We start from the raw sequence: 14,309 nt of genomic DNA, 5'->3' as shown, positions 1-14,309 counted from the left end.
TATTTTATCGGCAGGACATGCCGTGTTGTCTGCGGAGGGAGGATGCAGTAAAGGTCGCCCGATGAAACAGAAAACTTGCGACGGTCGTGAGAAAGTCGCCTAAAGGCTAACGCTTTTAGAATCCCCCACTTGAGCTTGGCGAAAGTGGTGGGAGTATGTCAAGGGTATGGATCATACAAGTGTTTAACATTCAATGCTAAGGGGCGGTACGTATGACACTTATTTATTTGATAAATGGGTTGTTTGATAAAAATGATGCAGCCTGCCATGACTGATAACAATAAAGAAAACCATCAGGAAACTAATAAACAGATGACTATCAACTTACAACACCGTTTACAGCAATTATTCACAGAATTACAGCTTGATGATGCGCCGGCAGGTGGCGCGGTGGTTGTCTATCAGGCAAATAAGTGTATTGCTCAGGTGAGTGTGGGCATGGCGCGCCCAGACATGGAATGGCAACCTGACACCTTGGCGATTAATTTTTCCACCGGCAAAGGCGTGTTAGCCACACTGGTTCATGTGTTGGTATCAAAGAAAATGCTCGACTATGATGCTACTATCGCTAGCTATTGGCCAGCCTTTGCGGCGCGTGGCAAAGAGAAAGTCACCTTGCGTCGCGTTATGTCGCATCAGGCCAATTTATTTTCAATTCAGAGTATCGATGTGGACAGTGACGCGTTACTTGATTGGCGTTTGATGCTCAGTAAAGTTGCTGCGATGCCGATAGCAGCTCCTGACAACGCGACATTATATGACAGTGCTTATAGTGCGTTGGTCTATGGTTGGGTGTTAGGCGGCGTGATAGAAGCGGTCACTGAGTTGTCGTTAGCTGAGGCATTGAAGCACTATCTGACTGAGCCTTTGGGCATTGCAGACAGTTGTTATTTTGGCGTACCCAATAAAAAAGTGGCGCAAGTAGCCACACTGGTCAAAGACTTTGGGGTGTCAGATGAGGACGGATCGCAGCTGCGTAACAAGCGCCATAAACCTACCTTGAAAGTCGATTCGCAACGTACCTTACATACTTATGCAAATTTACCCAATGCGGCTTGTTGGCAGCAGCGTAGTGTCGATGCTAAAAAAGTAGAAGGCTCATCTAATAATGAGAAAAATAATCTGCCTGTATTAGACACGGCTGGTATTAATCGCTTGTACTTCAACACCAGCCAGCTTAACCTAAAAAATTATAAGGCGGCGCTCATACCTGCTGGTAAACAGCCTATTGATTATCACAGTCGTGAGACACTACAGGCCATTATTCCCGCGGCCAATGGTGTCGCTTCCGCTCAGGCGTTGGCCGTCATCTATGCGATGTTAGCCAATGGCGGTACGTGGCAGGGGCGAGTGCTTATTGATAAAGCAACTTTTGAGCAGCTATCCACACCGCAAGTTACAGGTTTAGATGCAGTCATGCCAGCCCCCATGCAGTGGCGCTTGGGCTATCATCGGTTATTTAGTCTGTGTCAAAAAACCGATAACGAGGTAGGAGATACGCGCAAGCAAGGGTTTGGACATATGGGTTATAACGGCTCGGTGGCTTGGTGTGACCCTGCGCGGCAACTGTCATTTGCCTTTATCCATAACTTTGATGCCACCATGCTAAATGATGTCCGTCAGTTTGCCCTAACAGAAGCCGTACTTGATTTGGTAGATGAGGCGCTGGCAAAAAGCTAAAAAAATGGTTTGATACATCATTCAAGCGAATGTACAGCAAGCCTATTATTAATCATTTTTATTTGGCGTCATTTTAAGCAGCCTTGGGGCGCTAAGACCATGAATAAAAATTGAGGCCAAAATGACAATGGAGCAGACCACCCATAATTTGAGCGCGTCTTCCTCACCAAAAAAACCTTGATTGAGTGCGTAAGACAAATAGTACAGTGTACCAATCCCGCGAATACCTAAGGCTGAGATCGCATATTTTTCGGTACGCGGGAGTTTCAACCCTGTTAGCGCTATAAAACCGCCAAGAGGGCGTATCAATAACAAAAACGTAAAGCTGACGATATAGACTCGCCAAGTTAGCTCGACCCCAGACTGTAAACCTTGCCCAAGGAACATGCCGAACGTGACCAGAACCAATGACATCAATAATCCTTCTGATTGTTCAGCGAAATCATGCAGTTTTTGATGGTAAGAATGTTGATGTTCTGAGCGGCGAAAGACAAACGCTGCTACAAATACTGCGATAAAGCCATAACTATGGACAAATTCCGCTAGACCGTAAGCCACCAATGTCAGGGCAATGACTACATAACCTTGGGAGATGGTGGTCTCTTTGCTGTATTTTGAAAATACCAGCTTAGCCATGATTTTTCCGACAAAAATCCCCACCAATAAGCCTGCACCAATTTTCCATAGTACATCATGGGTAAACCACGACCAAAGCAACTCGCTAGTAAGACGATCGCCTTCACTAAAGGCTTCTGCTGTCTTTATCGCCAAGTAAACAAATGGAAAAGCCAATCCATCGTTCAATCCTGCTTCTGAGGTTAAAATAAAGCGCGGTGTGTCCTCGCCGCCCGTATTGGGAGGCCCGACTTGGATGCTGGATGCCAAGACTGGATCAGTGGGTGCCAGGACAGCACCTAACAAGATGGCGGCACCTAGACTTAGGCCAAACGCGTAATAACCCAATATTGCCATCGCAAAAATACCAATCGGCATGGTAATCAGCAAAAGGCGAGCGGTAGGCCGCCATAACTGCCAAGATAGCTCGGTATCAATCTTGATACCTGCACCCACTAATGAGACCAACACCACAATTTCAGTCAGTTTTTCAATCACCACACCGTTTTCAATGGGATTTAAAAAATCGAGTGTTATCCAAAAGTAGCCCACTATCGCCCCCAACGTGACTTGGAGCATGGGCAAGGAGACAGGGGTGCGCTTAAAGAGGATAGGAAATAGCGCCCCGAGCAAAAAAGCGATACCGCAGATCAATAAGAATAAATTGTAGTTTTCAATCATAGTTTTTATGCACGCTGCTATTTTGGTAAAAGACTATTCTGTGAGACGGAATATGAATGGATTCAATAACTATCTGTATGAAGGATAAAAAGAGCAGCTATCAACAAACCCTATCATGACGCCAGAAAAATTTTATTACCGCAAAAAATCGTTATCAAAACGACAGCTGTGTTGTTTTTTGGTGAAAAAAAGCCTGCATAGTGCAGGCTTAATAGGATGTTATAGAAGTATTTTATGAAATTATGATTGAAGCTAAGGCTTAACGTTCAACCTGACTGACGTCACGTACCGCGCCAGTATCGGCACTGGTGGTCATAGCCGCGTAGGCACGTAGGGCAGGCGTGACATGACGCTCACGACTGACAGGCTTCCATGCATCACGACCGCGCGCGTCCATTGCTTCTCGGCGAGCGGCCAGATCGGCATCGCTCACCAGCATATTGATGGTACGATTTGGGATGTCGATGTGAATGGTATCTCCTTCTTCAACCAAGCCAATCGCACCGCCTTCAGCCGCTTCAGGGCTGGCGTGACCAATGGATAACCCTGACGTACCGCCAGAGAAGCGCCCATCTGTGAGTAGGGCGCACTCTTTCCCCAAACCTTTTGATTTAAGGTAAGTCGTGGGATAAAGCATCTCTTGCATGCCAGGACCACCTTTCGGCCCTTCAAAGCGAATGATGACCACATCACCGGCCACGATCTTGTCGTCTAACACAGCAGCGACTGCGTCATCTTGTGATTCAAAGATGCGCGCACGACCAGTGAAGGTTAAGATACTTTCATCGACGCCTGCGGTTTTGACCACGCAGCCGCGCTCGGCGATATTCCCGTAAAGCACTGCCAAACCGCCATCTTCTGAATAGGCATGTTTAGCACTACGGATACAACCTGACTCACGATTGACATCGAGATTAGACCACTCTTTTGACTGCGAGAATGCTTGAGTCGTACGAACACCACCAGGCGCTGCAATATACAACGCTCGTGCTTCGGTATTGTCCGGATTCATGATATCCCATTTGTCGATGGCTTCTTTCATCGTGGCACTATGAATGGTTGGCAAGTCGGTAGTGAGTAGATCTGCCCGATCAAGCTCAGCGAGTAAAGCCATCACACCGCCTGCACGATGCACGTCTTCCATATGGTACTTCTGCGAGGCGGGAGCAACTTTAGACAGGCAAGGCACACCGCGACTCAAACGGTCGATATCAGCCATTTTAAAACCAACTTCTGCTTCATTGGCCGCCGCCAGCAAATGCAAGATAGTATTGGTTGAGCCGCCCATGGCGATGTCTAAGCTCATGGCGTTTTCAAAAGCCGCTTTGGTAGCAATAGAACGTGGTAGCACAGAGTCGTCATTTTGCTCATAGCGACGTTTGGCCAATGAAACGATGGTCCGTCCTGCTTCTAAAAACAGCTCACGGCGCATGGCATGAGTCGCCAATAGTGAGCCATTGCCTGGCAATGATAAACCCAGTGCTTCGGTCAAACAGTTCATGGAGTTGGCGGTAAACATACCAGAGCATGAGCCACAGGTTGGGCAGGCTGAGCTTTCAATAGCCAACACATCTTCATCACTGATGCTGTCATCAGCGGCATCCATCATCGCATCCACAAGATCAAGCTTACGAATGGCATTGCCTTTACTGTCAGTGGTGTGGACGTCGCTGCCGCCATCGTTGTTATGACTGTGGCCCACGGTACTGGCAATCACTTTACCTGCTTCCATCGGACCGCCCGAGACAAACACCACTGGAATATTTAGGCGCATTGCCGCCATTAGCATACCTGGGGTGATCTTGTCACAGTTGGAGATACACACTAGGGCATCGGCGCAGTGAGCATTGACCATATACTCCACTGAATCCGCAATTAAGTCGCGGCTTGGTAGTGAATACAACATGCCGCTGTGGCCCATGGCAATACCGTCATCGACTGCAATAGTATTAAACTCTTTTGCCACACCGCCAACCTTTTCAATCTCACGTGCGACCATCTGTCCAAGATCTTTGAGATGCACGTGACCCGGTACAAACTGGGTAAATGAGTTGGCAATAGCAATAATTGGTTTGCCAAAGTCGCCATCAGTCATGCCCGTTGCACGCCATAGAGCGCGGGCACCTGCCATATTACGACCGCCGGTAGAGGTTTTTGAGCGATAATCCATGTGATATTCCTTACAAATAGGCGAGGGTGGTGAAAATGTTCGTCCTCAGCTGTGGTACTGATAGTGTGCTTTTTATATAGGGCGAGGACTAGTGAATAATACTAGGTCTTTACCATACCATTAGATATGAGTAACTAAAAATAATTGGTGGATCGTCACGGCTTTTAACACAGTAAAAGACATGTATGTAAGGTGCTAATCAAGGCGCTCTAATATCGCCTTATCAAACCATGGCAAGTCGACTTTGTCCGCTTCTAGCTTTGTTATGACGGCCAACGCATGGGTGGCCAACAGCAATTGATACTCGCCATTAGCGTCTATCGTCAATAACGACTCAGGTGATGGTGTTTGAGCGCTGCTATCTTGTTCGTCAATACTGATTAGTGTTTGTTTGTCGTTTTTATAGAGGACATCGACACGGCCAAAAAACTGCCAGTCTTTAAAAGCAGCGGCGATCGCATCAGCGGCCTCCTTAACATAAACCTGCTGTGTCTCTTTGCCTGTGTTCGTCCAATGTAGCCGTACCGCTAACTGCAATGCTTCACTAAACACCACTAACGAACCAATCACTTTTACATGCCATGGGCTACTTATCAGCCCTTCCTCAATACCGATCAGCTGTGCCGCATCGTTTGGTGTCATGGGAGTGTTAAAGGAAGCCAGCAATGCAGGGGTCAGCGGATGGGTTTGTTTCACGGCATCACTCAAGCTGTCATAATGATATAAAAAAGGTAGAGGCAAATCCTGCGTTACGGTTTTTTTGATGATTTTACAGTTGTGTATCTGCCAACTGATGGTTTTGTCTGTCAACGCTTCAGCTAAAATGATAGCGTTTGGGTCAATGGTTTGAGTATGCTCTTCGCTGGTAGCGTTAGGGTGTTCTGAGCCAATACCATTACTAGGCGGAGAGGTATTGGACACTGACGTTGGTGCCGTATCATTAAGCGTTGAGTAAGTGTCGTTGTTATCTGACGCGCGGGTCGAAAAAGTAGGCAAATCCATAGACATAGCGTTATTAAAATAGACTATTAATATAACATTTAAAGCGCCTGACTCGCCAATAAATTAGTGAGCGATAGCGGTGAGCCTAGACTTGTTAATTTATCGTACCAATGCTTGCCCGGCTTGTACTTAAACCCCATTTCGTCCAGTATATTATAGAGGATAGTTTCAATATACATGTATTATTCATTTCATAACCATTCAAAGGAACAAAAATGAGCCAAAACGAGCAACAAACCACTTATGATGACAACAATATTTTTGCCAAAATGCTAAATGGTGATATTCCTTATCATAAAGTCTATGAAGACGATAAAACCCTTGCTTTTATGGATATCATGCCGCAAGCAGAAGGTCATGTGCTGGTTATACCCAAACAAAAAGCCGTTGATTTAGCAGATCTTGATCCTGACTATGCAGCGGCTGTTTTGATGACTTCTAAAAAGGTCATGCAGGCGCAGCGTCAAGTGTTTGAGCGTGAAGGTGTCATTCAAATGCAGTTAAATGGCGCGCAAGCAGGGCAAACGGTTTTTCACTATCATGTGCACCTGATACCCTCAAGTATCCATGAGCTAGGTCGCCATGCGGTGACCCAAGTAGAAAGCGCTAAACTTGCAGACATGGCAAAGCAACTCGCTGCTGCTATTACTGCTTAGTTCCTTTAACGGGAGCTAAAGGCGTCGTTTTTGATTACTTCTTAACGCTTAATTTTGCTTAATTTTCAGTGTGAGAAAAGGCAGCCTATGGCTGTCTTTTTTATTTTTTGGTAACAGTCATGTAATGTTAGTTAAAGTAGTGTTACAAATACAAGGCTTATCTAGGGTTTTGGGAAAGTTTGTGATAAATATTATGACTACTTACCTAAACTTGCCCACATTTTTGCCTTTTTAAACAAATTTAATAAACAATAATTTTGTTTAAAAAGGCACAGTTATTTTTATTATCACTTTTTGAGGGAATCATTTTTTATGACTAAATTACCTCGCTCTACTATTTTGCTGCCAGTGTTTGTCCCAGCGGCCATTATTATGCTGCTGTTGGTGATTGGTACGGCCATCAATCCAGATGCTGCAGGCGCATTATTTAGCGACGTGCTCAATTTTACCACTGAAACATTTGGGTGGTTTTATATGTTGGCAGTGGCGCTTTTTTTATTGTTCATTATTGTATTAGCATTTTCACCTTATGGTGGAATTAAGCTTGGTCCTGATCATGCTGAGGCGGAGTATAAGTTTCTTGAGTGGTTTGCCATGCTATTTTCGGCCGGTTACGGGATTGCTTTATTGTTCTTTGGCGTGGCAGAGCCGGTCATGCATTTTGCGAGTCCACCCATCTCGGCACCAGAGACTATTGCGGCAGCAAAAGAGGCGATGCAAATTGCTTATTTTCATTGGGGTTTTCATATTTGGGCGATTTATGCGGTGGTAGGGTTGTCGTTGGCCTATTTCTCTTTTCGCCATGGTCTTCCTCTCTCCATGCGCTCGACGCTCTATCCGCTTATCGGTGATAAAATCCATGGCCCTATCGGTCATGCCGTTGATGTGTTTGCCATTGTAGGGACAATGTTTGGTATCGCAACCAGCCTAGGTCTCTCAGTATCGCAAATTAATGCAGGTTTAAACTATCTACTGCCAGATATGATCCCAGTCAGTACGGGGATTCAAGTGATTGCCATTGCGGTGATTACCGCTGCAGCATTGATATCAGTATTAGCGGGTATGGACAAAGGCGTAAAACGGTTATCTATTTTAAACATGGTGTTAGCGACAGCACTGATGTTATTTGTGTTTATCGTTGGCCCCACAGTCTTCATCCTCAATGCCTTTATGGAAAATACGGGCAGTTATTTAGGTAATATCGTTGAGCGTACCTTTAGTTTACAAGCCTATGAGCACAATGACTGGATTGGTAACTGGACGTTGTTTATCTTTGCGTGGACCATTGCTTGGGCCCCATTTGTCGGTTTGTTTATCGCTAAGATCAGTCGTGGGCGTACCATCCGTGAGTTTGTACTTGGTGTGATGTTGGTGCCAACCTTCTTTACTTTCTTTTGGTTTGCGGTGTTTGGTGACACTGCACTGAACATGATTATGGTCGATGGCTATAACTCACTCATTGGTGAAGTTCAAAACAACCAAGCAATCGCATTGTTTAAGTTACTAGAGAATTTGCCTTTTACCCAGATCGTATCTTCATTAACGGTTTTATTGATCATCACTTTTTTTGTGACGTCATCGGATTCAGGGTCATTGGTCATTGATGCGTTAGCAGCCGGTGGTCGTAGTGACACGCCTTGGTGGCAGCGAACATTTTGGGTGGTCACTGAAGGTGCAGTGGCTTCAGCGTTATTGCTGGCTGGTGGCTTAGAAGCCTTACAAACAGCGGCTATCGTTAGTGCTTTACCGTTTGCCATTATTATGTTGATTGCGATGTTTGGTATGTGGCGTGCGTTACGTATCGAAGGCCATCGCAACCAAAGCTTGGGCAATAACAACAAACTGCCGCCGCACCTGCTCAAATCTTCAGCGTGGCGTGATCGGATTGACTATATAACCGATCAACCTACACGTGACAAGGTCTTAAGCTATATTAAACAGGTAGTCATGCCCTCAATGATAGAGGTGTCAGAGAAATTCGCTGAGACTGGTTGGCAGCCTTCGGTGAACTATGATGAGCTTAATAACCGTGCGATATTAGAGCTACAACGTGGCGATGATGTGGATTTCTGGTACGAAGTGCGCTTGTCTGAGCACGATGCGCCTGATTATTATACCGAAGACAAGGCAAGCGATTTGCCCCAAGAGCATCATCATCGTGCAGAGGTTTATCTGCGCCGTGGTGGACAAACTTATGATCTATACGGTTATCAGCCAGAGTCGGTCATTAATGACATTATTGATCAGTTCGAAAAATATCTACACTTCTTAAACGTCTCACCTGATAGTTTACCGTGGCGTATGCAAGAACATGATGAAGACATCACATTGGAGCAGGGTAGTGTGTTTGATAAATGATGCATTCCATGATCAAAAATTAATGCTTGTCGATGCAAGTTATTCGCGCGAATAGCTTGCAATATGTGTACGAACCCTTAGAATAACGGCTTGTTTTCATTGACTTACTTTAATTAACTGCAAGCCGTTTTCTATGCCTACCGATTCTTCAGTCTTATCTTCCTCTTTGTCAGTATCTGACCATCCATTATTGCAGCCGTTAAATATCGGCGGTCTGACGATAGAAAATCGTCTTATGGTTGCGCCTATGGCAGGTGTGACAGACAATCCCTTTCGTCGATTGTGTAAGTCGTTTGGCGCAGGCCACGCGGTCAGCGAAATGATTATTGCCGATACGGCACTCTATGCCCGCAAAAAGTCTCTCTATCGGGCCAATTTTGATAACGAGATCGCGCCTATTTCTGCACAGATCGCAGGAGCGGAGCCAGACAAGCTGGCCGAAGCTGCCCGTTATCAGGTTGATAATGGCGCGCAGATTATCGATATCAATATGGGCTGTCCGGCCAAAAAAGTCTGTCGTAAGCTGGCAGGGTCTGCATTACTACAAGATGAAGATTTGGTCGCACGCTTGCTAGATGCCGCTGTCAATGCCGTGGATGTGCCCGTGACGTTAAAGACACGCTTGGGGTTCGAGAATGGCCAAGAAAACATTTTGCGTGTGGCGCGCCGTGCTGAACAAGCAGGCATTGCTGCGATTGCCATTCATGGGCGCACACGTGAGGATATGTATACTGGCGAGGCGCGCTACGAGTTGATACGTGAGGTCAAAGAAAGCATCAGTATCCCAGTGATCGCCAATGGTGATATTGATAGTGCGCAAAAAGCGCAGCGCGTCTACGAGTTGACAGGATGTGATGCGGTGATGATTGGACGTGCGGCGCAAGGACAGCCATGGATATTTCGTGATATCGAGCACTTCTTACGGACTGGTGAGAGCCATGCTGCTCCTAGTGTGGGTGAGATAAAAGACATTGTACTGGCGCATCTGCAAGAGCTGTATGATTTTTATGGAGAGTACTCTGGCTGCCGGATCGCTCGTAAGCACATCGCTTGGTACACGACAGGCATTCCGAACTCTAATGCTTTTCGCCAAGCGATGTATGGTGAAGAGAGCACCGCTGGACAGTTTCGGGTGGTTGAGGACTTCTTACACGCGCATGAATAAAAATTACTCAGTGCTCACTCATTCAGAACACGCTAATGTTTTTCGACTGAATTGGGACCTGATTTTTTAGTGGCAGATTGCTTGCTTTGCCACGGGAAGCGGCCTTCTAGTTCGACTTGTAGAGACAAGCTTAAAAAAGTGCGAATGAGAACGATAAAACCCAAGACAAGGATGCTGCGTAGTGTTGGTTCTGTCACGACAGTGGCCATGATGTCAGCAGCAATCAATACCTCTAACCCTAGTAAGATAGACTTGCCAACCGTTTGTCTTATCTCGACGTAGGTGTCATGACTGAAACCTGACGATGAACGTATGCCTCGATAAAAAGCAAAAAACAGTCCAACAAACATAATAAGCACGCCAATGACTTCGACTATTTTAGCAATTAAGTCAATATAGTGGGCCAGAGTTGGTATCAAAACGTATTCTCCTCATCAATACATCAATACATCAATACATCAATAATAGGCAAAAAGCGTCATTCCACTAGAAACGCTATTGTAAAGCTATGAGCGTCTAAACATGAGCGTCTAAAATCGTCAAATTAACTGGCTGAGACCACTGTTTTATCCCCTTCATCGCATGCTTTTTTGCTATGCTATAACCGAACCTTCATAGGCATAGAACAAAAAAAAGGACTTTTTATGGCGAATCCCTCGAAAAAGACAATAACGAAAACAGTGCAAGATAAACATATTATCATCACAGGTGCCTCAAGTGGTATCGGTGAGCGTACCGCCTTTTTGCTCAGTGAATGCGGTGCTCATGTTATTTTATTGGCACGTACCGAAGACAAATTAAAAACCGTCAAAGAAAACATTGAAGCGCTTGGTGGTCGGGCCAGTTACTACCCATGTGATCTCACTGATATGGATGATATTGAAGAAACCAGTCAAAAAATTCTTGAGGATTTTGGGCACATCGATGTATTGGTCAATAACGCTGGGCGCTCAATTCGCCGCTCAGTGCATGAGTCGGTCAATCGGTTTCACGATTTTGAGCGCACCATGGAGGTTAACTACTTTGGTGCGGTCAAAATTATTCTTGGTTTTCTCCCAACGATGATTGGACGCCAAACCGGTCAAATCGTCAATATCTCCTCCATTGGCGTATTGGCAAACAGTCCACGTTTTGCGGCCTATGTCGCATCAAAATCCGCGCTAGACGCTTTTAGTCGTTGTTTGGCGGCTGAGGTCAAAGGGGATAATATTAAAGTGACCAATATCTTTATGCCATTGGTACGTACGCCGATGATTGCACCAACCAAGCTGTATCGTTACATGCCAGCCTTGATGCCTGATGAAGCGGCAATGATGGTCGCAAAAGCCATCGTCCATAAACCAAACAGTATCGCCAGTAATATGGGTAAATTTGCGTCGGCAACTTACTCATTGGTGCCAGCGTTTAACGTGGGTATACAGTCCATTGGCTATCGTATTTTTCCAAGTTCGACAGCAGCCCAAACGACGGATAGTAAACCAAACTTTGCGCAGCGCGCCTTTGCCAGAATTCTACCAGGTGAGCACCACTAGCATACAGTGAGCCAATATTTTTGCTGAGAGGGTAATAAAAAACAGATATGTCGGTATTGCTTTGTTATTGCCTCTCTCACTACTTGATAAACTAGAGACACTTTTTAAGTGCTATTCCAACCTCTCGTTGAATCACTTAGCCAAATACCTGCCACAATATCCAGAACAGCCCTGCCATCACCACGGCAATAACGAGCAGTCGTTTTAACCAATAAGGTAGAAAGGGTTTTTTATAGCCCAAATGATTGAGCTGGCTATCAACACCATCCTGTAAGCCTTTGAAACCTTGGCTCCCTTCAGTCGTCTTGACACGGTTTTTTATGAGTGGGCCGGAGGCGTCAGATTCTTGCTCTCTATCAAAACTGATAGCTTGATTAGGAATACCTTGTTTACTGGCGATAGTATTGAGTTTTTGTTGTTGTTTTACCTTTAATACCGTCTCATAAGCATCGATCCTATTCTTGGCTTCATCCATACTGATGTTTTGGTCTGTGGCCAATGTTTTGATGGCCATCACTAAGTTGTTTTTTTCGATCATCATGATGACCTCTTTTGGCAACTTGGTGTTGACCGCCTTTGTGCTAGGGTCGGGATTAAACATGTCTGTCCTTAATACGGCGTATTTTAAGAATGGGTAGTATGGCTCATTATAACCAATTTAAACCCGTCGTATTCAAGCAAAAAAATACCGCAATCACGATAGTGACTGCGGTATTTGAGGGGTACTTACCTTTATGAGCACAAGTACCAACCTTCGGTGGATTATAAATCTTTCCAACGTTGGATAGATTCTTTGATCACTTCTTTGGCCTCACTCACGTCACCCCAAGACTCAACCACAGTTGTGCCCGCTTTTTTCAGGTCTTTGTAGTGGCTGAAATGGAACTCTAACTGGTTGATAAGCTGCTTTGGTAAATCATCTAGGCTGTTGTAAGCATTGCCTGTATCGCGGTCGTCAGCAGGTACCACAACGATTTTGTCATCGACTTCGCCATCATCGACGAATTTCATCACACCAATGACCTTGGCTTTTAGGAAGATACCAGTGGGTAGAGGCTGTTCAGTTAAAATCAACGCGTCAAGCTCATCACCATCTTCGTCAAGCGTTTGCGGGATAAAACCGTAGTTACAAGGCTTAGCAAAAATCTGTGGATCAATACGATCAAGCTCAAATACGGCCAGTTCGCGATTCCATTCGATTTTATGGCTGCTGCCAGTTGGGATTTCGACTACCACGTTGATAACGCCGCCGTCTACGTCGCCTGCATCTAAAATTTTGTTAAAATCTGCCATAAAATACTCCAATTTTCTTTTGTTTTAGGTGTTTGAATAAGGGGTTAAGCTTGGGATGCTGCAAGGCTGTTGCTGCGTCCGATTTATGCTGAATGCGATTATAACAAGTTTGGGTTGAATTTTCTCATAATGCTTAAGTCTAAGCGTGCAAGATATTATGCAAAAAAAGACTCAAGACATTATTTTGGCGTTATCGCTCGCAACTCAATCAGTCCAGCATGACGTTTGGCGATATTATCGATGAGCTTTTGGGTGATTGTCTCATAGCTTAATGACTCGCTTATTGGCTGCACTGTTTGTGCCGCGGGCTCTTTTTGCATGGTCACAAAGTCTGATAGCCGTAACATTTGCATACCAGCATAACCGCAAGGGTTGATGGCATTAAATGCTGATAAGTCACAATTTAAATTAATCGCGATGCCATGATAGCTAAAGCCATGCTTGATCTTAAAACCTAGGGAAGCCATTTTGCCCAGCATAATTGTGTTATCAAAGGATAGGTTGTTAGTGTCCGTATTGGCGTCATTATCTGCTGCAGAAGCATCAGCGTATAAGTAAACACCTGGTGCATCACGGCGTGCATGTGCGCTGATATTGTCCGTGTTGGGTAAAGACGAGCTACGCAAGCAGTCATTAATGACATCTTCAATGGCTTGCTCAGCGTGGGAGACCAAATTGCGGACACTCCACTTAAGACTGTCTAAATCAAACAACCAGTAAACCACCAATTGTCCGTGACCGTGCCATGTCACCTGACCACCGCGATCGGTCTTGATAATAGGCGTATTGGTACGTTGTAATATGTGCTCTTCTTTGCCGGCTTGCCCAAGGGTATAGACATCATTATGATCGACGATCCATAGTTCATCAGGGGTGCGCAGACCTTGTTGTTTTTTTAAATCAATACGCGCTAGGGTGCGCGAGAGCATCGCATCGAGAGTAGGAACATAATCGGCTGCTGACAGGGATTTGCTGATTAGCGTGTCATTAAGCGGTTGCGTGGCATTTTGCATGAGAGTTGTGTCTTATTCTTGTTGGGTTTAAGGGTCTTCATTACTGGTAAGCAGTGTAGCAGTTTTAAAGACAGTCACACAAAACTATCTCTTGCCATTGTACAAATCTCTCAATACGAATAACGAAGAAAGTTATAAATAGCA

12 protein-coding genes are annotated in these 14,309 nt (G+C 45.2%); 5 read left to right on the top strand and 7 right to left on the bottom strand.

Annotated elements, in window-relative coordinates; translation table 11 throughout:
• The first annotated feature begins 267 nt into the window (after window positions 1-267).
• Complete coding sequence (locus B2P60_RS04210) at window positions 268-1,680, top strand: serine hydrolase domain-containing protein (RefSeq protein ID WP_286739611.1); 1,413 nt, start codon at window positions 268-270, stop codon at window positions 1,678-1,680.
• A 48-nt stretch (window positions 1,681-1,728) separates the two neighbouring features.
• Here B2P60_RS04210 and B2P60_RS04205 read toward each other — a convergent pair whose 3' ends face one another.
• From B2P60_RS04205 to B2P60_RS04195, 3 genes are all read right to left on the bottom strand, one after another.
• Window positions 1,729-2,976, bottom strand: a complete 1,248-nt coding sequence (locus B2P60_RS04205) for a cation:proton antiporter (protein WP_286739610.1) — start codon at window positions 2,974-2,976, stop codon at window positions 1,729-1,731.
• A gap of 259 nt (window positions 2,977-3,235) precedes the next feature.
• The gene (ilvD, locus tag B2P60_RS04200; RefSeq protein ID WP_286739608.1) at window positions 3,236-5,146 is read right to left on the bottom strand and encodes a dihydroxy-acid dehydratase; all 1,911 of its coding nucleotides are present in this window, start codon (window positions 5,144-5,146) and stop codon (window positions 3,236-3,238) included.
• 195 nt (window positions 5,147-5,341) lie between these two features.
• Entirely contained in the window at window positions 5,342-6,148 is an 807-nt protein-coding gene (locus B2P60_RS04195; protein ID WP_193006135.1) for a hypothetical protein, read from the bottom strand.
• 215 nt (window positions 6,149-6,363) lie between these two features.
• Between B2P60_RS04195 and B2P60_RS04190 the strand changes: the two genes are divergently transcribed.
• The 3 genes from B2P60_RS04190 (at window position 6,364) to dusB (ending at window position 10,327) form a co-directional block, all read left to right on the top strand.
• Entirely contained in the window at window positions 6,364-6,804 is a 441-nt protein-coding gene (locus B2P60_RS04190) for an HIT family protein (protein WP_286739606.1), read from the top strand.
• Between the two features lie 312 nt (window positions 6,805-7,116).
• A complete protein-coding gene (locus B2P60_RS04185; protein WP_230709728.1) occupies window positions 7,117-9,162 on the top strand; it encodes a BCCT family transporter in 2,046 nt (681 codons plus the stop codon).
• A 133-nt stretch (window positions 9,163-9,295) separates the two neighbouring features.
• The gene (gene dusB / locus B2P60_RS04180; protein ID WP_286739603.1) at window positions 9,296-10,327 is read left to right on the top strand and encodes a tRNA dihydrouridine synthase DusB; all 1,032 of its coding nucleotides are present in this window, start codon (window positions 9,296-9,298) and stop codon (window positions 10,325-10,327) included.
• Between the two features lie 32 nt (window positions 10,328-10,359).
• Here dusB and B2P60_RS04175 read toward each other — a convergent pair whose 3' ends face one another.
• Window positions 10,360-10,746 (bottom strand): DUF1622 domain-containing protein, encoded by a 387-nt coding sequence (locus tag B2P60_RS04175; RefSeq protein ID WP_286739601.1) that lies wholly within the window; start codon window positions 10,744-10,746, stop codon window positions 10,360-10,362.
• 225 nt (window positions 10,747-10,971) lie between these two features.
• Here B2P60_RS04175 and B2P60_RS04170 point away from each other — a divergent pair, with 225 nt between their 5' ends.
• A complete protein-coding gene (locus tag B2P60_RS04170; protein ID WP_198334052.1) occupies window positions 10,972-11,859 on the top strand; it encodes an SDR family NAD(P)-dependent oxidoreductase in 888 nt (295 codons plus the stop codon).
• Window positions 11,860-11,995: 136 nt separating this feature from the next.
• Here the strand turns inward: B2P60_RS04170 and B2P60_RS04165 are convergent, their stop codons facing one another.
• The 3 genes from B2P60_RS04165 to lipB form a co-directional block, all read right to left on the bottom strand.
• Window positions 11,996-12,460 (bottom strand): hypothetical protein, encoded by a 465-nt coding sequence (locus tag B2P60_RS04165; protein WP_193006086.1) that lies wholly within the window; start codon window positions 12,458-12,460, stop codon window positions 11,996-11,998.
• A 161-nt stretch (window positions 12,461-12,621) separates the two neighbouring features.
• Window positions 12,622-13,152, bottom strand: a complete 531-nt coding sequence (locus B2P60_RS04160; RefSeq protein WP_193006087.1) for an inorganic diphosphatase — start codon at window positions 13,150-13,152, stop codon at window positions 12,622-12,624.
• Window positions 13,153-13,331: 179 nt separating this feature from the next.
• Window positions 13,332-14,165, bottom strand: coding sequence for a lipoyl(octanoyl) transferase LipB (gene lipB / locus B2P60_RS04155; RefSeq protein WP_286739599.1), 834 nt, complete (start codon window positions 14,163-14,165; stop codon window positions 13,332-13,334).
• Window positions 14,166-14,309: the final 144 nt, after the last annotated feature.

It is taken from the genome of Psychrobacter sp. UBA3068, from assembly GCF_002366815.1.
GTDB classification, from domain to species: Bacteria; Pseudomonadota; Gammaproteobacteria; order Pseudomonadales; family Moraxellaceae; genus Psychrobacter; species Psychrobacter namhaensis.
The sequence above is the reverse complement of the archived record's forward strand: the minus strand, read 5'-3'. Positions and strand labels throughout refer to the sequence as shown.